The sequence below is a fragment of the uncultured Sulfitobacter sp. genome (genome assembly GCF_947502895.1).
In the GTDB taxonomy this organism is placed as follows: Bacteria; Pseudomonadota; Alphaproteobacteria; order Rhodobacterales; family Rhodobacteraceae; genus Sulfitobacter.
Genome location: NZ_CANNBM010000002.1, coordinates 484,047 through 503,899, shown reverse-complemented (window position 1 = coordinate 503,899; position 19,853 = coordinate 484,047). Strand labels below are relative to the sequence as shown.

The window sequence follows — 19,853 nt, the reverse complement described above, 5'->3', positions numbered from 1 at the left end:
TTGGGGTTTTTTTGTGCCTGTCCCCTTCCAACGGGCGCGCAAGGAATGATGATATGAGCGATAGCTGGAAACCAAGTACACAGGCCGTTCACGCAGGCACAAGGCGCAGCCAATACGGCGAAGTCTCCGAGGCGATTTTTCTGACGCAGGGCTTTGTCTATGACAGCGCCGAACATGCCGAGCAGCGGTTTATTTCCAGCGGCGATGATGAATTTATCTATGCCCGCTACGGCAACCCGACTGTAAAAATGTTCGAAGAACGCATTGCTGCGCTTGAAGGTGCCGAGGACGCGTTTGCGACCGCTTCCGGCATGGCGGCGGTGTCTGGCGCGCTGACATCAATGCTGAAGGCGGGGGATCATGTCGTATCGGCGCGGGCGCTGTTTGGCTCATGCCTCTACGTGCTAGAAGATATTCTGATGCGCTTCGGTGTCGAGGTGACATTCGTTGATGGCACCAATCTGGACGAATGGGAGGCGGCGATCCGTGAGGATACCCGCGCTGTGTTTTTCGAATCAATCTCCAACCCGACACTGGAGGTCATCGATATTGAAGCTGTTTGTAAGCTGGCGCATGCCAAGGGTGCTTTGGTGCTGATCGACAATGTCTTTGCGACCCCTGTCTACAGCCGTGCGTTTGAACAGGGGGCGGATGTGGTGATTTATTCGGCCACCAAACACATCGACGGTCAGGGCCGCACTCTGGGTGGTGTGATCTTGGGCAGCCGCGAATTTATTCGCAAAACGGTCGAACCCTATCTCAAACACACGGGCGGAGCGATGTCGCCTTTTACCGCTTGGGTCATGCTGAAAGGGTTGGAAACCATGCGTTTGCGGGTGCAGGCACAGACCGCATCAGCGCTGGGCGTGGCCACCGCACTGCAGGGTCATAAAGCACTGGCGCAGAACATTTTTCCCGGGCTTGCTTCGCATCCGCAAAACGCGTTGGTGCAGCGACAGATGGGCGCAGGGGGGACTGTTCTGGCGATTGATCTGAAAGGTGGCAAGGACGCGGCGTTCACGTTCTTGAATGCGGTGCGGATCGGACTGATTTCAAACAATCTGGGTGATGCCAAAACCATCATGACGCATCCGGCCACCACAACGCACCAACGGCTTTCACAACAGCAGCGTGACCTTTTGGGGATCACTGACGGATTGGTCCGGATCAGCATAGGTCTGGAGGACGAAGCAGATCTGATTGAAGATTTTTTACAAGCACTTGATGCCGTAAATTAAGCGGTGTGCGGCGTAATTCCCCTGCCGCACCCGATAAATTTTTGGCAATGTGGCGAGGGACGCCTACATATGGTCCCTGACAGACGAGGGGCTATCCAATGAATATTGCCACACCAATCACACCCACACCCGACCGCACCGCAGCCGAAGCGGCGCTGGAAACTTTGCGCGCGTGGGCTTCTGCCGCAGACGCAACGGAGCTAGCCACGCTTGATCCTGCGGTGGCGCAACTATTGGGCGGCGGTAAGGCGTATCCATTGTTTGACCGGGAATATCCCACCGATTTCGAGATCGAGCCTGAATACAAGGCCAGCCTGCCGGACCTGCAAAACGGCCCCTCCAGCCTGATCAAAGGGGCCAACCAGCAAATCCAGCATGTCGGTATTTCGAACTTTCGACTGCCTGTGCAGTTTGAGACGCGCGACAATGGCCCGCTGACCCTTGAGACGTCCGTCACCGGCACGGTCAGCCTTGAGGCGGATAAAAAGGGCATCAACATGTCCCGCATCATGCGCAGTTTTTATAAACACGCCGAGAGCACCTTCAGCTTTAAAGTAATTGAAGCGGCGCTGGATGATTACATCACTGACCTTGAGAGCTTTGACGCCCGTATCCAGATGCGGTTTTCATTCCCTATGAAAACCATCAGCCTCCGGTCAGGGCTAACGGGGTATCAGTATTACGATGTGGCGCTGGAACTGGTCGAAAGCGCGGGGGTGCGACAGCAGATCATCCATCTGGACTACGTCTATTCCAGTACATGCCCCTGTTCGCTAGAGCTGAGCGAACATGCGCGGGCCACCCGCAACCAACTGGCGACACCTCACTCCCAACGCTCTGTTGCGCGTATTTCGGTGTTGCTAGAGGATGGCGCGGACTGTCTTTGGTTTGAAGATTTGATTGACGCCTGCCGCAGGGCAGTGCCGACCGAGACACAAGTTATGGTCAAGCGCGAGGACGAGCAGGCCTTTGCCGAGTTGAACGCGGCAAACCCGATTTTCGTCGAGGATGCAGCGCGTCTATTTTGCCAGCAACTGTTGGCTGATACGCGGATTTCAGATTTCCGTGTGGTTGCGAGCCACCAAGAAAGCCTGCACAGCCATGACGCGGTGAGTGTGCTGACGGAAGGTCCGACATTTGCACAAGCAAGCCTCGACCCTAAAATGTTCAATACTCTTTTCCACGTTGGCTGATCTGTGAGGTTCAGGGCAGGGTGGCCGCTTACGCGGTGAACCCGCGCCCCAAACCGCGCCTCCCTGCCAGACCCAATATCAGTGCGCCTATGGCTGCGGCCCAAAACGGTGCCGTTAGGGCCACTTCGCGGGGTGCCACGCCACCGAGTGTTTCCACCATCACGCCCGACAAAATCATGCCGACGGGCATCATGCCCCATGCCATCATCCGGTAGATGCTGTTGACGCGGCCCAAAAGCGCATCAGGTATCAACCGCTGGCGATAGGAAACGGATACCGTGTTCCAGACCAAACCTGTAAAACTGAACACGATCATGACAATGGCTAGTGATACAGCACCAGGCGCGAGGGCCATCGCTGCAAATGCAGGCGCCGAGCTGATAAGCATCCACTGCGCTGTGCGCGATGGGCCAAATCGTTCGATAATCCACGCGCCAGACCACCCGCCCGCGATGCCGCCCAAAGCACCCGCAGCAAGGATTAAGCCATATGCGCGCGCGCCGAGGTCTAGGTTTTCCTGCACATGCAGAATCAATGCGATTGCCGCCATTTCATAGAGCAGGTTCCAGAAACCCGTGATCCACGCCAGTTGCCGCAACAATCTGTGCTGGCCGAGAAACGAAAAGCCTTCGCGTAATTCCGCGCGCCAATCTCGCTCCGCTTTTTTTGCCACCAAAGGGGAGGACAGCGGGCGAAGCAGCCACAAGGCTGCCAGACAGGCGACGGCATTTGCGGCAAAGGGGGCTGCAAGCATGGAGGCGATCAAAAATGCGCCCAATGCGGGGCCAAGCAGCGCATTACCGACCAATTCGACACTCCACAAACGGCCATTTGCCCGCTCAAGCGTGGCAGACGGCACAAGCGAGGGCAAAACCGATTGCGCCGCGTTATCGCGAAACACTTCGGCCACGCCAACGACAGCGGCACTGAGCAACAGCAAGGTATAAAGAAACGGATGCGCTACGCCTGTGGCAGGCACCAGCGACAGCGGACCGATGAACCATAGCGCCACTGCCAGCGCCAGATAGGCCAACGCGCGGGTTGCATCCATGGCACGTATCAGCGGCAGGCGGGCGACACGGTCAATAATCACGCCAGCGGGCAAGGAGCATAGGAAATACGGCACACGCAGCATGACAGGCACAAGGGCGATCAGCAAAGCGTCGCGCGTTAGCAGCGAAGCCAGCCAAGCCCATGCAACAGTTGAAATGCCATCTGCAAGGTTACTGAGACCAGCGGAGGCTACGAATCGGTTAAACGCTCTCATGGGCAGAGTTTTAGGGGGCCACATGCCTGATTGCACCCAGCGGGTGACGGCTATGCAGAAATGTCGGTGGTGCTGCGGTGCAGCAATGACTATTTCAATTGGTGTCAGACAGTGACTGACCCAAGATAACAACCGCGAAAGCAGACAAGATGACCTATCAAAACACATCCGAGCCCTTCGCCTCCCAAACGGCTGGCAAGTCTATCGTGCAAGCCGCTGCGACTGCATTGCGCTACGGCGCATCCGCTTTTGGCCGTTTCCTTGCATCTATTGGCGATAGCCATGCACGCGCCATCAATGCATCAGGCCGCGTTAGCAAGATTGCAGCCTTGCAGGCTAAATCCGATGCCGAACTCGCGGAACTGGGCCTGACCCGTGATAACATCGTGCACTACGTGTTCAGCGATCTTTATTACACGTAGAACGACGCACATCTTTTCCGAAGGCCCGCGGTGGTGCTGTTGATCAGTGGCCATGCGGGCCTTTTTGCGTTTGCTGCCTTGGCCCGAAAGCTTCTCCCGCGCACGCGCGCTTGACATGCGGTGCCGGGCGCGCCAACCCTGCGCGGATGGACCTGCGCCCTGTTGGATATGTAATTGGCCTTTTGGTGGCCGTGCTGGGGGCGGCCATGCTGGTGCCGCTTCTTGTCGATCTTGCTGAGGGGCGTGGCCATTGGCCTGTCTTCCTGCAAAGCGCTGTTATTACCCTGTTGGGCGGTACAGCCATCGCGCTTGCCTGTGCCAGCGGCGTGCGCGAAGGACTGACGATCCAGCAGACATTCCTGCTTACATCCTCTGTCTGGCTTGCGCTGCCCTTGTTCGGGGCCATTCCCTTTATGCTGGGCCAGACTGATGCGCGCATGGTCGATGCGTTTTTCGAAGCCATGTCAGGCTTAACAACTACAGGTGCTACGGTTTTTTCGGGGCTCGATGAATTGCCCAAGGGTTTGCTGATCTGGCGGGCGATCCTGCAATGGTTGGGCGGGATCGGTATAATTGTGGTTGCGATGGTTTTCTTGCCCGAACTGCGTGTGGGCGGTATGCAGATCTTTAAATCCGAAGGCTTTGACACCTTTGGTAAAATCCTGCCACGCGCGGGCCAGATTGCGACCCAGATTTCTGGGCTCTATGTGGCGTTCACATTGATCTGTGCGCTGGTCTATCTCTACTTTGGGATGGATGTGTTTGATGCTACAGCCCATGCGATGACCACCATTTCAACAGGGGGCTTCGCCAACTATGACGCTTCCTTTGGTACGTTTTCGGGGCCGTTGGAGTATGTGGCCGCTATATTCATGATCCTCGCGGCCCTGCCTTTTGTGCGTTATGTGCAGCTTATCAATGGCAATCCGCTGGCCCTGCACCGTGATCCGCAAGTGCGTGGATTTGTGATGACCATCGTTGTGCTGATTGCGCTCTTGATGCTGCTGCTGGACGCCGATGTACATCTTGATAACGAACAAGCCGCCCGTGAAGCGTTCTTTAACGTCACTTCGATTATTTCCGGCACTGGCTATGCCTCTGTTGATTATATGCAGTGGGGCGGGTTCGCTGTTGCGCTGTTTTTCTTCATGGGATTGATCGGGGGATGTGCGGGCTCGACCGCGTGTTCGATCAAGGTGTTTCGTTACCAGCTGTTGTTTGCTTCTATCCGCGCGCAATTGCAGCGGATCCGGTCGCCTCACGGGATATTCACGCCACGCTATGACGGCCGCCCTGTGAGTGAGGAAGTCCTCGCTTCTGTCATGTCGTTCTTCATGTTCTTCATTGTTACGTTGGGGTTGGTTGCTGTGGCACTGTCGATGACAGGGCTGGATTTTGTCACTTCGATTTCTGGCGCTGCGGCTGCATTGGGCAATATTGGCCCTGGTTTGGGTGATATCATCGGCCCTGCGGGTAACTTTGCCAGTCTGAACGATACTGCCAAATGGATCCTCGCGGCTGCCATGCTGTTGGGGCGGCTTGAACTGATGGTCGTCTATGTAATTTTTACTGTGAAATTTTGGAGAGCCTGATGTCTGATCCTGTTACCCGCCCCCTCGGTGCGCAAATCTCTCACATGCTCAGGGCGCGGGGCGTGGATGTAATTTTCGGTATTCCGGGGGTTCATAACCAAGAGATGTATCGCGGTATCGAAGAGGCGGGCATCACCCATGTGCTGGCGCGTCATGAGCAGGGGGCGGGTTTCATGGCGGATGGCTATGCCCGTGCGTCCGGCAAACCGGGCGTGGCTTATGTGATTACGGGGCCTGGTCTGTGCAACGTGATGACCCCGATGGGGCAGGCATATAGTGACAGCGTGCCGGTTTTGGTAATCTCCTCTTGTCTGGACGAGACGGCTGCGCGCCGTGGGCAGTTGCACCAGATGAAGGATCAAGAGATCGCGGCGGGTACGGTCTGCGATTGGTCCTGCACAGCGCAAACAGCCCAGTCAGCTTACGGTCTGGTTGACCGCGCGATGCAAGAGTTCGCCACTGCGCGTCCGCGCTCCAAACATGTTCAAGTGCCCATCGCGCAACTGCAAGCCTTGGCACCGCCCGCAGCAGCGCCTGTGGTGCCTGCGCAGCAGGCGCAGCATCTCAAGGCTGACCTTTCAAGTGTTGTTGACCAGATCAAAGCGGCGCAAAAGCCTCTGTTCATCTTTGGGGGAGGGGCCGCCCGCGCAAGTGATGCCGCACGTGCGGTGGTTGCTGCACTGGGCGCTGCCAGCTTTGTTACCTATGCAGGGCGGGGTGTCATGGCGCCTGATGATCCGCTGTTTTTTGGTGCAGCCCTCGCGCGTCCTGACAGCGCAGGTATCGTGGCACAGGCAGATTTGGTGATCGCTGTTGGCACAGAGCTGGCCGAGGTGGACATCTGGCGCGATCATCTTGGACATCGCGCGCCGATGATCCGCGTCGACATAGATGCAGAAGTTCTGAGTGATCCGCAGCAGGCTGAGTATCCTGTTTTGATGGATGCTGGAATATTCCTGAACGCACTTGCTGATGATGTGACGGGCGCACAGGGTAGTTCCCGATGGGATGCGCGTGAAGTGGCCAAGGCTCGGGCCTCATGGCGGGCAGAGGTTGATGCGGAACGGCCCGGCATTGTGCCTATATGCGATGCCCTGCGCAGCGCACTGCCCGACGGCACAATGATCTACTCTGATATGACGCAATTCGCGTATGTCGCAAAAGAGGTCTGGGATATGGAAAACCCCGCCCATTGGCACCACCCCTACGGCTTTGGCACGTTGGGCTATGCCACGCCTGCGGCCATTGGTGGTGCGATTGCACGGCAGGGTAAACCGACACTGGCGATTATTGGCGATTACGGGTTCCATTATACGATGCAAGAACTGGGTGTCGCAGTAGAACTGGGGTTGAGCCTGCCGATCATCTTGTGGGACAACGGCAAACTGGGTGAGATCGAGGATAGCATGGTGCGGGCGCAGATTGCGCCCAATGCCGTGATCGCGCAAAATCCTGATTTCTGTAAACTGGCTGAAGCCTTTGGCGCCCGCGCGGCTGCGCCTGAGACGATCACAGCGTTCCAACAGGCTATCAAGGATGCGTTTGCTGCGGATGGTCCCACGCTTATTTACGTGACACCTGCCCTTACATCTTGAGCGCAACGCCAGCAAAAAAGGGGGGCGGGATTTGCAAAAATTCCAGCCCCCTTCGCAAGCGTTACGCGCTGATTACTCCCAGCAGCTTACCAGTACTGTCATGCCACTTGCTTTTTCCGAGAGCTGAAAAGCTGTCAGGCTGGAAGCGCCCTCAGCTGCTGCCTGTGGCAGTTTGACACCGGCATCGCTGGAGGCAGCAACAACAGTGGCTGCATCTACGGCAAAACTCACGTCTTCGGGCAGTTGTGGGCCACCTTCGGGGGCGGCTGTCAACATGCCGATCACCGCACCCGTGCGGTCCAATACCGGCCCGCCCGCATCCCCTGCACGGGCGCGCAGGGCAAGGCGGCTGATGTTTTGTTCGCCCTGCAGGCCGCGTACATCGGCAAGCGTACCAAAGCTGATGGAGGGCGCATTCAGCACGCCTTCGAAGGAATAACCGGCAAGTGCAACTTCGCTCTGCAAACGTGCAGGTTGGCCCGCAAAACTTGCAACAGCAAGCGGCGACAAGGCAGCCTTTGGTTTCAGCAGCGCAATGCCGCGCGCGGGATCATCACTGGTGACTTCCGCATCCGTATCGCCGTCCAGTGTGATCCGCGAACAGCTTTGCACTGCGGCAGATGTCGTCACAACATCCCCAGACTGTGTTACGAAAAAACCCGAGCGGGAGATTTTGGGTTTGCGGATTTGCAGGCCCGAGATCAGATCAATCGATTGCTGGGATGCACTGCCCGCTGAGGGGCTGAGTACACCGGGCATGCGGGTGAAGCTGCTTCGCATCTCGGCAAGCAGGCGGCGGCGGCGTTCTTCGTCTCCGGCTGGCCAGATCAAGGTGAACCCCTTGATCTCTCCGTTGTCTAGCGTGGCCTCGGTATAGCTGATCATACGGGCGTTTTCGCCCACAAGTGTAAAGCTTGAATTGCCACGCTCACGCGGGCCTTCCAGCGGCACAATTTCGAGGGTCTGCATAATCTCGTATAAGCCAAACAGCGTATCCTGATCGCCAGGTTGGCTGATGAGCAAGACCCGCGCGTCAACATCTCCCGTGGGGGTGTACTGGGCAAAGGGCGGCTCGTAGCGGTCAAAAGCGATCACATCCATCGGCAGGCTCATTTCGATACCTGCCTGTGTGTCGCGCACAGTGCGCAAGCCCAGACCTTCGAGAACGGCATTATATTGCTTTTTCAGAGCGTCGCGCTGGAGCGTTGTCAGAATACCAGTCTTTTCAAAGTTATTGGCCTCTTGCCATGCCGCCATGGAATTGCGGGTGCCACGCCCGAACGAGCCGTCGATCGCTGCTGTATAAAAACCAGCCCACTGCAACATCACTTGCAGTTCTTTCTTCTCGTCACGGCTCAACTCACGTTCGGAGCGTTGCGCCTGTGCGGGGGTTTCGTCCGCGGGTTCAGGCTCTGGCTCTGGCTCGGGCGCAGGGGCGGGTGCCGCTTCGGCGACCTGCGGTGTCTCTTCTTCGGGTGTAGCGGGTGTTGGTGCCTCTGTTTGGGGGGGGACCGTTCCATCGGGTGCGTCAACCGCGCCATTGCCCAGAACATTTGCGCCCACAGGCCAGAATTGCTGGCGCAGACGGTTGGACGTCTGAATGAAACTGTCGCGCGGGATCAACCCGTCGCGGCGGTATTGGCGCAAGACCAGTTCTGCATCCGCGCGTCTGTAAGGGCCAACTACAATGGCATACCACCCGCCACCGACGGCAAAGCCGTTCACGTCTTGGAGCAATGTCGTATAGGCCGTTGCGCGGTCTGTGGCGCGGGCAAGCGATTGTTGCGCCTCGATCTGGACCCAGACCACCTCGTCAGGGTTATTGGATTGTGCATGGGCCATGCTTGCAAAACCAATGGTAAGGACGGCCAGACAGATCGACAAAATTCGCAGCATCGGCGTATAAGCTCTCAAAAAGTTACTTTGCGGCACATAAACAGCATTTGCGGCTGATTCCCATATAGGAACGTCTTGTTTCAGTGCGTTTTTGGCGGCACTGCGTCATCTTATGCGCCATTCCCCCAGACCATGCGCCATAGATTGACCCTTGCCCCCTCGCACCATAGTAAGAGCGCGAAATGCCAAAGGACGCGATCATGCCCGACACACCCCGTTCGTTTCAGGAAATTATTCTGCGGTTGCAGAGCTATTGGGCACGCCATGGCTGCGCTATCCTTCAACCCTACGATATGGAAGTGGGCGCGGGTACATTCCATCCGGCAACAACGCTGCGCAGTCTTGGCAACCAGCCGTGGGCCGCAGCCTATGTGCAGCCTTCACGCCGGCCCACGGACGGGCGCTATGGCGAGAACCCCAACCGATTGCAGCACTACTACCAGTATCAGGTGTTGATCAAACCCAGCCCGCCAAACCTGCAAGAGTTGTATCTGGGCAGTCTGGAAGCCATTGGCGTAGACATGGCGCTGCACGACATCCGTTTTGTCGAGGACGACTGGGAGAGCCCGACGCTTGGTGCATGGGGTTTGGGATGGGAAGTTTGGTGTGACGGCATGGAAGTCAGCCAGTTCACCTATTTCCAGCAGGTTGGCGGCCATGATTGCCACCCCGTATCGGGTGAGCTGACCTATGGTTTGGAGCGTTTGGCCATGTATATCCTTGGCGTTGATCACGTGATGGACATGCCGTTCAACGATCCCGACGCGCCGATCCCGCTTAGCTATGGCGACATCTTCAAACAGACTGAGGAAGAATACGCACGCTGGAATTTCGATGTGGCCAATACAGAGGTACTGCTGCGCCATTTCGAAGAAGCCGAGGCCGAGTGCCGTGCCATCATCGAACAAGCACCGATGGACCCCAAGACAGGCAAGCGCATCGTGATGCCGCATCCGGCCTATGACCAAGCGATCAAGGCGAGCCACATGTTCAACCTGCTAGACGCGCGCGGCGTGATTTCCGTGACCGAGCGGCAAGCCTATATCGGGCGGGTGCGTGCGCTCACCAAAATCTGCGCGGATGCTTTTGTGCAGACCACAGCTGGCGGCTGGACCGGTGACAGCGCATGATGGGTAAAATTCTGGGGAGTGTGATATTGGCCTTTGCTCTTTTCGCCGGTGCGGCGCTCTATTACCTTCAGGTCTATGCGTTCTACGAAGAGGTCGATGCGCCCGCCGAGGGGGTATCTCTGATCATGCTGGGTGGTGCGGAATCCGAAGTCATCCCGATGGATGGTTTTCAGGCGATTGACGCTGACAGCTCTCCCATCCGCTACCGCGCCTGTTTCACCACGCCCTACAGTCTCGCGCTGCTGACCGAGACATTCCAGATGGTCGAAGACGCAACACCGCGCAACGCGCCAAACTGGTTTGACTGCTTTGACGCAGCCGCCCTTGGTGCAGAGCTTGAGGCGGGAACCGCGCTGACGTTCATGAGCCAGAAGAACATCCATTTCGGTGTGGACCGCATTGTCGCCATCACCGATGACGGGCGCGGCTATGTCTGGCACGAGCTGAACGATTGCGGCGAAAAAGCATATGACGGCACGATTGTGGGTGAGGAATGTCCGCCCCTGCCAACTGCGCCGACAGAATAACAACGCCTCTCAAGGCACATAAGAGGTACGCCCGTGGCTGATCTGCTGATTGAACTGTTCTCCGAAGAAATTCCCGCCCGCATGCAGGCCCGCGCCGCTGAAGACCTGAAAAAGCGGATGACCGATGGCATGGTAGACGCGGGGCTTACCTATGCCTCTGCCGCCGCCTTTGCCACGCCGCGCAGGTTGTGCCTGACCGTTGAAGGCGTGCTGGACGCCAGCCCCCGCACTGTGGAAGAGCGTAAAGGGCCGAAGGCTGATGCGCCCGAAAAAGCGATCGAAGGTTTCTTGCGGGGCGCAGGCCTGACCCGCGACGATCTGGAGGAGCGTGAAACGCCCAAGGGCAAGATTCTTTTCGCCAAAATTACCCGCGAGGGCCGCCCCGCGTCCGAGATCATTGCCGAAGTGCTGGAACACACGATCCGCGACTTCCCATGGCCCAAATCCATGCGTTGGGGGGCGGGGAGCCTCAAGTGGGTGCGCCCGCTGCATTCTATCCTGTGCATCCTGAGCCGTGAGGACGGCGCTGAAGTTGTGCCGCTGGATGTTGACGGCATCTCATCGGGCAACACCACTTACGGCCACCGCTTTTTGGCACCTGATGCGATCACTGTCAGCGGCTTTGACGACTACGCCGCCAAACTCAAACGCGCCTTTGTGGTGCTGGACCCGGCCGAGCGCCGCGATGCGATCTGGAATGACGCAACCAATATGGCCTTTGCAAGTGGTCTCGAAGTGGTCGAGGACGCAGGCCTGCTGGCCGAGGTAGCTGGGCTGGTTGAGTGGCCCGTGGTGCTGATGGGCCGCATCGGTGATGATTTCCTCGACCTGCCTCCAGAGGTTTTGCAAACCTCAATGAAAGAACATCAGAAATTCTTTTCCGTACGCAACCCCAAGACAGGGCGGATCGAGCGTTTCGTGACTGTCGCCAACCGCAAGACGGCGGACAACGGCGCGACGATCCTTGCAGGCAACGAAAAAGTGCTAAGCGCGCGTCTGGCGGATGCCAAATTCTTCTGGGACAATGACTTGCGCGTGGCGAAGTCTGATGTCGGCATGGCCGCGTGGGTCGAGAACCTGCAAAACGTGACCTTCCACAACAAGCTTGGCACGCAGGCCGAGTTGATCGAACGCATGGCCGTCCTCGCCCGCGAACTGGCCCCGATGGTGGGCGCTGATGCGGACGCGGCAGAGCAGGCGGCGCGGATTGCCAAGGCCGATCTGTCCTCTGAAATGGTTTATGAGTTCCCCGAACTCCAAGGCCTCATGGGCCGCTACTATGCGCTGGCCGCCGGCATGAGCGAGGAGGTGGCAGCCGCCGCCGAGGAGCACTACGCGCCGCTTGGGCCGTCAGACGATGTGCCGACTGCACCTGTGTCTGTTGCCGTGGCATTGGCCGAGAAGATCGACAAGCTGACAGGATTTTGGGCGATTGACGAGAGGCCCACTGGGAGCAAAGACCCGTTTGCACTGCGCCGCGCTGCGCTTGGGGTTATTCGGACGGTTGTGGAGAATGATATTTCCGTAGAACTTTTACCCTGTTCGCTGCATGGCTTTGGCGCGCATGGAGTGCAGCTATCGCGCCCCGAAGATGGGGATGATTACGCTAACTTGGATAGGCCAATAAATCTCCTTTCCTTCCTCCATGACCGCCTCAAAGTTTACCTCAAAGACCAAGGCATCCGTCATGACATCATCGACGCCTGCATCGCGATGGACGGCAATGACGATCTGACGCTTCTGGTGAAGCGGGCGCGGGCGCTCTCGGATACGCTCAAAACCGAGGACGGGGCCAACTTGTTGCAAGCCTTCAAACGGGCGAACAACATCCTGAGTCAGGCCGAGGCAGGCAGTAACATCGAATATTCCCACGGCGGAGATGTGAAATTCGCCGAGACGGATGAGGAGCGGGCATTGTTTGCCGCTCTGGATCAGGCGGATAGCGTCATCGCGCCTGCCATGAAGGCTCAGGATTTCACGACCGCCATGTCGGCGCTGGCATCGCTGCGCCCGACGCTGGATGCGTTTTTTGAGGCGGTGCAAATCAACACGGAAAATGACGTGGTGCGCCGCAACCGTCTGAACCTGCTGGGCCGTATCCGCACGCTGTGCGCTTCGATCGCCGATCTGACCCGTATTGAGGGGTAACTGTCTGCACGTCACAGGGTCAGCAAAAGCTTGCCCTGTGCGCCCAAGCCCCTATGCTGCATCTGAAACCAAAGGATGCCGCAGTGCAGAATAACCCCGACACCACATTGGTCACGCAAACAGCACCCATCGCCACGGTAACCCACGGCGGGCGGGCGAAATGTTTGCAGCGCCTTGTGCGGCTCGACCTGCCTGTGCCGCGCACCGTGGCGCTTTCCTTTGAAACCGTTGGAAAAATCGCAGAAGGCGCGCTGCCCGATGTCGATCTGGTGGTGGATCAGTTCCCTGTCGATGCGCTGCTGTGTGTGCGGCCCAGCAGTCAGGATCCCGATTGGGGCGGACCGGGTGCCGTGTTGAATATAGGCATGAACGACAAGCGGTTCGAGCAGTATTGCACAACGATGGGCGAAGATGCGGCAGCTGCCCTCTACACCCGTTTCATCCAGTCCTATGCGATAAACGTGGCGCGTCTGGATCCAGACATGTTCGACGATGTGGAAGGGGACGGGCGCGCCGCACTGGCCGAATCCATCGCCGCCTACGAGCTTGAGACAGAAGAGAAATTCCCCCAATCCCGCCGAACGCAACTGGCGGCGGTGTTGCGCTCGATGGCGCGTGCGTGGAACGGGACGTCTGCGCGGCTGCTGCGACAGGCCAAGGGCGCGCCAGCGGATGCGGGCCTTGGCCTTGTAGTGCAGCAGATGATCTTTGGTCTGGGGGCTGGGCAGTGCGGATCGGGTGTGCTGCAACTGGTCGACAGTGATACAGGGGCGCCGCAGGTGACGGGGCGCTATCTGAGCCAGAGTCAGGGCCGCGATGCGCTGGACGGTGAGGAGGGGACACTCTACCTCACCCGCGACCCGCGAGGTCCATCGCTGGAGGATAAACTGCCCGAAGCCTTCGAGACGCTAAAGTCTTATGCCAGTCTGATGCGCCAACGTCTGCGCGCCGAGATGCAGGTGGAATTTGCGATTGACGATGGCGTTGTGCATATCCTCGACGGCGTGCGCGTGGCGCGATCCTCCCGCGCGGCGGTTCGCATCGCGGTGACGCTGGCGCAGGACGGTGTGATCAGTCGCGAAGAGGCATTGATGCGTGTGCAGCCCCGTTTGTTGACCGAATTACTGCACCGCCAGATTGACGCGTCAGCGCGGCGTGATGTGGTGGGCAAGGGCATCGCCGCCAGTCCTGGTGCAGCAACAGGCCGTCTGGTTTTCGATGCCGCGGAAGCGCAGGCCAGTGCCGCGCGCGGGGAGCCGTGTATTCTGGTCCGCCGTGAGACATCCTCTGAAGATGTGCGCGGGATGCACGCCGCCCATGCGGTGCTGACCGAGCGGGGTGGCATCACAAGCCACGCCGCCGTTATTGGCCGCGGGATAGGACTGCCTTGTGTTGTTGGCGTCTCCAGCCTGATTTTCAATCTGCGTGACAAGACGATCACCGCTGCGGACGGCCGCGTGTTCAAAGCGGGTGACGAAATGACGGTTGATGGCTCTACAGGGCAGATCCTCGCAGGAGCAGCCGCCATGCAAGAGGCGGCCTTGGATGATTATTTCCGAACGTTGATGACGTGGGCAACCGATAGTGCAGACATCAAAGTGCGCGCTAATGCGGACACACCTGCTGATGCACAGACTGCGCGCAATTTCGACGCCGATGGCATCGGGCTGTGCCGGACCGAGCATATGTTCTTTGACAAAGGCCGTTTGACTGTGATGCGCGAAATGATCTTTGCCGACACATCCGATGGTCGCCGCGCAGTGCTGGAGCGCTTGTTGCCCATGCAGCGTGATGACTTCACGCAGCTTTTCAATATCATGCAAGGCAAGCCCGTTTGCATCCGCCTGTTTGATCCGCCTTTGCACGAATTTCTGCCAATGGATAAAAGCGGTCAGCGGGAGCTGGCCGAGGCGCTTGACCTGCCCCGCTCAGATGTGACGCGGCGTATCGAGGCAATGCGTGAGTACAATCCCATGCTGGGACTACGCGGTGTGCGTCTGGGGATAACCGTGCCCGAGATTTACGAAATGCAGGCACGCGCGATTTTTGAGGCGATAGTGGATGCGGGGCAGAATGGTGCGCCTGTCACCGCCGAAATTATGATCCCTCTTGTGTCGGCCCGCCGCGAGGTCGAACTGGTGAAGGCTGCGATTGATGCAGTCGCACATGCGGTGCGACAAGAGCGCGACACGGACTTTGAATACCGCCTTGGAGTGATGGTTGAAACACCGCGCGCGGCCCTGCGTGCTGCCGAGATTGCACCCTATTGCGCCTTTCTTAGTTTCGGAACGAACGATCTGACCCAGATGACATATGGCCTGTCACGTGATGATGCGGGACGATTTATGTCTGACTATGTCCAGCAGGGTGTGTTCGACGAAGACCCTTTTCACACACTTGATCATGATGGCGTGGGAGAGTTGTTGACCTTGGGCGCGCAGCGGGGTCGGTCGTCTCAGCCCGACATCACTTTGTCGGTCTGTGGAGAGCATGGCGGCAACCCCGAATCGATAGCGTTTTGCCGTTCAGCAGGGTTTGATTATGTGTCCTGCTCGCCGTTTCGTGTTCCAGTAGCCCGTCTTGCTGCAGCGCAGTTGGCGATTTCTGACCGCGTTGGGTAATTAAAACAACGGTTTATACGAAGCATTTTTAGGGTATCGGCGGGGCTTTGCGCATTTTATGCTGGCGCTGTTGTGGCATCTTTCCAATAGGGCTAGGCGCGGCGGCGATGAAATGACGCTGGAGAAGTCGATGAAATTGTCGGGGAAATATATGCGCGGCGCTGTTACAGCGGCCATAGTGGCGCTTCTGCCCGTTGCTGTTGCTGCCAATACCACCGCAAAAAATCTCGCCAAGATCGAGGCGCGGGGCATTGCATCGCTCTCCCAAGACAAGCTCAAACTGCTCTCCACCGCACCGTCGTCATCAGCCCCGAGTTCAAACAGCGCGGCAAGTGCAGAGGTATTTACCCGAGCATGGCTGGCAGCGCAGCCAAAGGCAAGCGGCGGGTCCGAGTTCCGCTGTTTGTCAGAGGCGCTGTATTTCGAGGCGCGCGGCGAAACCATCAAGGGTCAGTTTGCCGTGGCTGAAGTGATCCGGAACCGCGTGAAATCCGGCCGATTTCCCAACTCGTACTGCGCCGTGATTAATCAAGGCACGGGCCGTAAGTACCAGTGCCAGTTTACCTATACCTGTGATGGACGGCCCGAAGTGGTCGCAGAGCCTGCGGCATATGCGCGTGTGGCCAAAGTGGCCCGTGCCACGCTGGACGGTAAATCACCTGACATAACGCACGGGGCCACATTTTATCACACGACCGCCGTACGCCCGAGCTGGTCACGTAAATTCACCAATACGGCAAAGTTTGGCGTACATCTGTTTTACCGTCGCGGCGTGCGCACAGCCAGCAACTGACGCAAAGCGGTGATTTGGTGGCGTATGTAGCCCTCGACCTGTGCTCTTGTGCGGTATAAACGCGCCAAAACACACCAGACCAGACTGGAACGCGCCTTATGTCGTCCGAGACCCGCCTTGCATTTGATCACCCTAGTGCGCGTGCAGCCGCCACCAGCAGCGCCACTGCGCTCGACCGCATATCGGTGCGCGATCACATCGTAGAAGTAGAGATCGGTGCGTTTCAGGCAGAGCGTGGCGTCACCCAGCGCATCAGCTTCAATATCGTGGTCGAGGTTCAGCCGCTCAGCGGTCCGATTGACGATGATGTAGACCGTATTTTGTCATACGACCGCGTGACTGAGGCCATTCAAGCGGAACTGGCCGTGGAGCGGCTGGCCCTGTTAGAGACATTGGCCGACCGCTTAGCCGAGCGGATACTGCTAGAGCCTCAGGCAATGCGGGTCTTTGTGCGGATCGAAAAGCTGGATCGTGGCCCTGGCGCGCTGGGCGTAGAAATCGTGCGCGCCCGCGATGGTGCGCCCCCTGCGGAAATTGCCCCAGAGGCGGGGCCACAGCCCCAATTGGTGTTTTTGGATAATTCTGCCATCGGCTCTCCCTATCTTGGCGCGTGGCTGGACCAGTTGCATGCGCAGGACCGTCCGCTTGTCCTCTGTGTGGGTGCGGGGGATGTAGCCGCTCCTCAGGTAGATCACAAAATGGCGCAGCGCCGTATTGATCTGCTTGCGATCGAACAGAATGCTTGGGTGTTGGCTGCGCAGGATGACCGCTGCGTTGTCGTGGAAACAAGAACAGAGCTGGATTGGGCGATGAAGAACGGCCAGACCTGTGTATGGGCGCCGTCAAAAGTGGTGCTGGACAGCGTTGATACACCTTCGGCGCAACCCAGCGATGCGGTTGCGTTGGCGGCGTGGTTTGCCGCGACGCTTGAAGCGTTCGAGATGTTGGTCATCGGGTCAGACCTTCCACAGGATGCGTCAGTGCCATTGCGTGCTGTTCCGCTTGACCAAGAGATTTTGTAGAATGACGCGGCACTATTACCGCGCTGTTGTGCAATGTGATGTGGCCGGGGCAGGTGATGCCCGAAGGCTTGCTGCCGGCTGGGGGTGGTTCAACCAGATTGAAGTCTTGCAACGTGGCGCCGCACCTTATGTGATCGCAGCCGACGATGCGCCAGACGATATTCTGGCGCGGCTGGAAACACCGCAATCGCCGCGTCCGCGCATTATGGGCATTGTGAACACCACACCGGACAGTTTTTCTGACGGAGGGGTCCATGCTGCTGCGGGGGATGCCATCGAAGGTGGTTTGGCAATGGCGAAGGCGGGCGCGGATATTCTGGACATTGGGGGAGAGTCCACTCGCCCTGGTGCGCAAACGGTTGCCGCAGATGAAGAGATATCTCGTGTTGTGCCGGTGATTGTCGGGCTGCGGGCGGCAGGCTTTGGCGGGACGATATCCGTTGATACGCGAAAGGCCCAAGTTGCGCATGCGGCCCTGCGGGCTGGCGCAGACCTGATCAATGATGTGTCGGGTTTCACTTATGATCCCGACCTTGCAGGCGTTGCTGCGGATGCTGGTGTGCGCGTGTGCGTGATGCATGGTCCCTTGGACCCTGCAACAATGCAAAACGACCCGCAGTACGATGACGTAGTGCTTGAGGTCTTTGATTTTCTGGAAGCGCGGATAGCCGCATTGGGTGCCCAAGGCATCGCACGAGAAAAGATCACGGTAGACCCCGGTATCGGATTTGGTAAAACGCAGGCCCATAATCTGGCTTTGCTCGCCCGTCTGAGTGTGTTCCACACGCTTGGGGTTCCAGTATTGCTGGGAGCATCGCGCAAACGGTTCATTGGAACCATAGGTGGCGCGCCAGATGCGCAGGACCGGGGACCGGGTTCAATCGCGGTGGCTTTGGCGGGCATTTCACAAGGCGTACAGACAGTACGCGTTCATGACGTTGCGCAAACAGCGCAGGCTATTGCACTTTGGCGCGCGAGCGTGGCAGGATCATAATATGACAAAACTCTTTGGTACCGATGGCGTGCGCGGCACGGCTAACATTCACCCTATGACTGCTGAAATGGCGCTGCGCATTGGCGCAGCTGTGGGGCGGTATTTCAGGCGTGAAAGCGCATCTGCTGTGCACCGTGTGGTAATCGGCAAAGACACGCGGCTGTCGGGTTATATGTTCGAGAATGCGCTGACAGCGGGGCTGACCTCGACAGGAATGAATGTGTTGCTGTTGGGGCCGGTTCCGACACCCGCTGTGGGGTTGCTTACACGCTCCATGCGCGCGGACCTGGGTGTGATGATATCGGCAAGTCATAATCCCGCGCAGGACAACGGAATTAAATTTTTCGGACCTGACGGTTTTAAATTGTCCGATCAGGTTGAGGCCGAGATCGAGGCGCTGGTGGCACAGGGGGTAGAGCCAACGGCGGCGCCCGAGATCGGCCGTGCCAAACGGATTGATGACAGCCGGTTTCGTTATATCGAGCGGGTGAAATCCAGTTTTCCGCGCCAGATGCGGCTGGACGGGTTGAAGGTGGTGATCGATTGCGCAAACGGCGCTGCCCACCACGTAGCCCCGATGACCCTTTGGGAGCTAGGTGCAACGGTGATCCCTGTCGGGGTTGCACCCAACGGACATAACATCAACGCTGCTTGTGGTTCGACCCATCCAGAGGCCGCAGCAGAGACTGTGGTGGCGCATGGGGCGGATGTCGGTATCTGTCTCGACGGTGACGCCGACCGCGTAATCTTGCTGGACGAAAAGGGGCGCGTGGGGGACGGGGACCAGTTTATGGCGCTGATGGCCGCGCGTTGGAAAGCGGATGAACGTCTGAAGGGCGATGCTCTGGTGGCCACAGTAATGAGTAATCTGGGGCTCGAGCATTTTCTGGCGGACCGTGGTGTTACGCTGGAACGGACAGCCGTGGGCGACCGCTATGTTGTTGAGCGGATGCGGGCAGGGGGGTTCAACCTTGGGGGTGAGCAATCGGGCCACATCGTAATGACGGATTACGCGACGACGGGTGACGGCCTGATGGCTGGCATGCAGTTCCTCGCAGAAATGATCCGCGCGGGTAAACCTGCTTCGGAGTTGATGCACCAATTTGAACCAGTGCCGCAGCTGTTGGAAAACGTGCGCTTTGCGGCAGGGCAGGTGCCATTGGAGGACAGCCATGTGCAGGCCGCGATTGCGCAAGCCGAGGCTGACTTGGCGGGCGGTGGGCGACTGCTGATCAGAAAATCTGGAACCGAACCTTTGGTGCGCGTAATGGCAGAGCATGAAGATGCGGAGCTGATGGCGCGGTCGGTCAAATCCGTGGTTGCCGCCGTTCAGGATGCTGTCACGACTTGATCTTGTGGTGCAGGCGGTGCCTGCATGATTTTCTTTCGCTTGTGCCTGGGGTTGCGTGTGTGGT

15 protein-coding genes are annotated in these 19,853 nt (G+C 58.2%); 13 read left to right on the top strand and 2 right to left on the bottom strand.

Features of this window, described 5'->3' with window-relative positions; translation table 11 throughout:
* The first annotated feature begins 53 nt into the window (after positions 1-53).
* The gene (metZ, locus tag Q0903_RS10375; protein WP_299415046.1) at positions 54-1,238 is read left to right on the top strand and encodes an O-succinylhomoserine sulfhydrylase; all 1,185 of its coding nucleotides are present in this window, start codon (positions 54-56) and stop codon (positions 1,236-1,238) included.
* Positions 1,239-1,336: 98 nt separating this feature from the next.
* Positions 1,337-2,431 (top strand): GTP cyclohydrolase FolE2, encoded by a 1,095-nt coding sequence (gene folE2, locus Q0903_RS10370; protein ID WP_299029131.1) that lies wholly within the window; start codon positions 1,337-1,339, stop codon positions 2,429-2,431.
* A 28-nt stretch (positions 2,432-2,459) separates the two neighbouring features.
* On the opposite strand, the gene Q0903_RS10365 is transcribed toward folE2, so the two are convergent.
* Positions 2,460-3,698 carry an MFS transporter gene (locus tag Q0903_RS10365; protein WP_299415044.1) on the bottom strand — a complete coding sequence of 413 codons (1,239 nt, stop codon included), beginning with the start codon at positions 3,696-3,698 and terminating at the stop codon, positions 2,460-2,462.
* A 149-nt stretch (positions 3,699-3,847) separates the two neighbouring features.
* On the opposite strand from Q0903_RS10365, the gene Q0903_RS10360 reads away from it, so the two are divergent.
* The 3 genes from Q0903_RS10360 (at position 3,848) to Q0903_RS10350 (ending at position 7,307) form a co-directional block, all read left to right on the top strand.
* On the top strand, positions 3,848-4,120 hold the full coding sequence (locus Q0903_RS10360; protein ID WP_299415043.1) for a DUF1127 domain-containing protein: 273 nt from the start codon (positions 3,848-3,850) through the stop codon (positions 4,118-4,120).
* A 146-nt stretch (positions 4,121-4,266) separates the two neighbouring features.
* Complete coding sequence (locus tag Q0903_RS10355) at positions 4,267-5,712, top strand: TrkH family potassium uptake protein (protein WP_299029139.1); 1,446 nt, start codon at positions 4,267-4,269, stop codon at positions 5,710-5,712.
* Positions 5,712-7,307: a thiamine pyrophosphate-binding protein gene (locus Q0903_RS10350; RefSeq protein ID WP_299415041.1), complete on the top strand. Its 1,596-nt coding sequence runs from the start codon at positions 5,712-5,714 to the stop codon at positions 7,305-7,307. Before Q0903_RS10355 ends, Q0903_RS10350 begins: the two co-directional genes overlap by 1 nt.
* A 72-nt stretch (positions 7,308-7,379) precedes the next feature.
* Here the strand turns inward: Q0903_RS10350 and Q0903_RS10345 are convergent, their stop codons facing one another.
* The gene (locus Q0903_RS10345) at positions 7,380-9,203 is read right to left on the bottom strand and encodes a serine protease (protein WP_299415039.1); all 1,824 of its coding nucleotides are present in this window, start codon (positions 9,201-9,203) and stop codon (positions 7,380-7,382) included.
* 200 nt (positions 9,204-9,403) lie between these two features.
* On the opposite strand from Q0903_RS10345, the gene Q0903_RS10340 reads away from it, so the two are divergent.
* The 8 genes from Q0903_RS10340 to glmM all read left to right on the top strand — a co-directional run bounded on the left by Q0903_RS10340 (position 9,404) and on the right by glmM (position 19,789).
* Positions 9,404-10,333: a glycine--tRNA ligase subunit alpha gene (locus tag Q0903_RS10340; protein WP_299415037.1), complete on the top strand. Its 930-nt coding sequence runs from the start codon at positions 9,404-9,406 to the stop codon at positions 10,331-10,333.
* Positions 10,330-10,860, top strand: a complete 531-nt coding sequence (locus tag Q0903_RS10335; protein ID WP_299029150.1) for a DUF6446 family protein — start codon at positions 10,330-10,332, stop codon at positions 10,858-10,860. The genes Q0903_RS10340 and Q0903_RS10335 overlap by 4 nt, the downstream gene beginning before the upstream one ends.
* 33 nt (positions 10,861-10,893) lie before the next feature.
* Positions 10,894-13,008, top strand: a complete 2,115-nt coding sequence (gene glyS, locus Q0903_RS10330; protein WP_299415035.1) for a glycine--tRNA ligase subunit beta — start codon at positions 10,894-10,896, stop codon at positions 13,006-13,008.
* A gap of 53 nt (positions 13,009-13,061) precedes the next feature.
* Entirely contained in the window at positions 13,062-15,629 is a 2,568-nt protein-coding gene (locus Q0903_RS10325) for a putative PEP-binding protein (protein WP_299415033.1), read from the top strand.
* A 130-nt stretch (positions 15,630-15,759) separates the two neighbouring features.
* Complete coding sequence (locus tag Q0903_RS10320; RefSeq protein WP_299415031.1) at positions 15,760-16,422, top strand: cell wall hydrolase; 663 nt, start codon at positions 15,760-15,762, stop codon at positions 16,420-16,422.
* 98 nt (positions 16,423-16,520) lie between these two features.
* Positions 16,521-17,444 carry a dihydroneopterin aldolase gene (locus Q0903_RS10315; protein WP_299029162.1) on the top strand — a complete coding sequence of 308 codons (924 nt, stop codon included), beginning with the start codon at positions 16,521-16,523 and terminating at the stop codon, positions 17,442-17,444.
* Position 17,445: 1 nt separating this feature from the next.
* Entirely contained in the window at positions 17,446-18,438 is a 993-nt protein-coding gene (gene folP, locus Q0903_RS10310; protein WP_299029165.1) for a dihydropteroate synthase, read from the top strand.
* Position 18,439: 1 nt separating this feature from the next.
* Positions 18,440-19,789: a phosphoglucosamine mutase gene (gene glmM, locus Q0903_RS10305; protein WP_299029168.1), complete on the top strand. Its 1,350-nt coding sequence runs from the start codon at positions 18,440-18,442 to the stop codon at positions 19,787-19,789.
* The last annotated feature ends 64 nt before the right edge of the window (positions 19,790-19,853 follow it).

Excerpts from the sequence above, each read along its gene's own strand:
- metZ (WP_299415046.1), top strand. The coding sequence starts at position 54 with ATGAGCGATAGCTGGAAACCAAGTACACAGGCCGTTCACGCAGGCACA.
- folE2 (WP_299029131.1), top strand. The coding sequence starts at position 1,337 with ATGAATATTGCCACACCAATCACACCCACACCCGACCGCACCGCAGCC.
- Q0903_RS10365 (WP_299415044.1), bottom strand. The coding sequence starts at position 3,698 with ATGAGAGCGTTTAACCGATTCGTAGCCTCCGCTGGTCTCAGTAACCTT.
- Q0903_RS10360 (WP_299415043.1), top strand. The coding sequence starts at position 3,848 with ATGACCTATCAAAACACATCCGAGCCCTTCGCCTCCCAAACGGCTGGC.
- Q0903_RS10355 (WP_299029139.1), top strand. The coding sequence starts at position 4,267 with ATGGACCTGCGCCCTGTTGGATATGTAATTGGCCTTTTGGTGGCCGTG.
- Q0903_RS10350 (WP_299415041.1), top strand. The coding sequence starts at position 5,712 with ATGTCTGATCCTGTTACCCGCCCCCTCGGTGCGCAAATCTCTCACATG.
- Q0903_RS10345 (WP_299415039.1), bottom strand. The coding sequence starts at position 9,203 with ATGCTGCGAATTTTGTCGATCTGTCTGGCCGTCCTTACCATTGGTTTT.
- Q0903_RS10340 (WP_299415037.1), top strand. The coding sequence starts at position 9,404 with ATGCCCGACACACCCCGTTCGTTTCAGGAAATTATTCTGCGGTTGCAG.
- Q0903_RS10335 (WP_299029150.1), top strand. The coding sequence starts at position 10,330 with ATGATGGGTAAAATTCTGGGGAGTGTGATATTGGCCTTTGCTCTTTTC.
- Q0903_RS10325 (WP_299415033.1), top strand. The coding sequence starts at position 13,062 with ATGCTGCATCTGAAACCAAAGGATGCCGCAGTGCAGAATAACCCCGAC.
- Q0903_RS10320 (WP_299415031.1), top strand. The coding sequence starts at position 15,760 with ATGAAATTGTCGGGGAAATATATGCGCGGCGCTGTTACAGCGGCCATA.
- Q0903_RS10315 (WP_299029162.1), top strand. The coding sequence starts at position 16,521 with ATGTCGTCCGAGACCCGCCTTGCATTTGATCACCCTAGTGCGCGTGCA.
- folP (WP_299029165.1), top strand. The coding sequence starts at position 17,446 with ATGACGCGGCACTATTACCGCGCTGTTGTGCAATGTGATGTGGCCGGG.
- glmM (WP_299029168.1), top strand. The coding sequence starts at position 18,440 with ATGACAAAACTCTTTGGTACCGATGGCGTGCGCGGCACGGCTAACATT.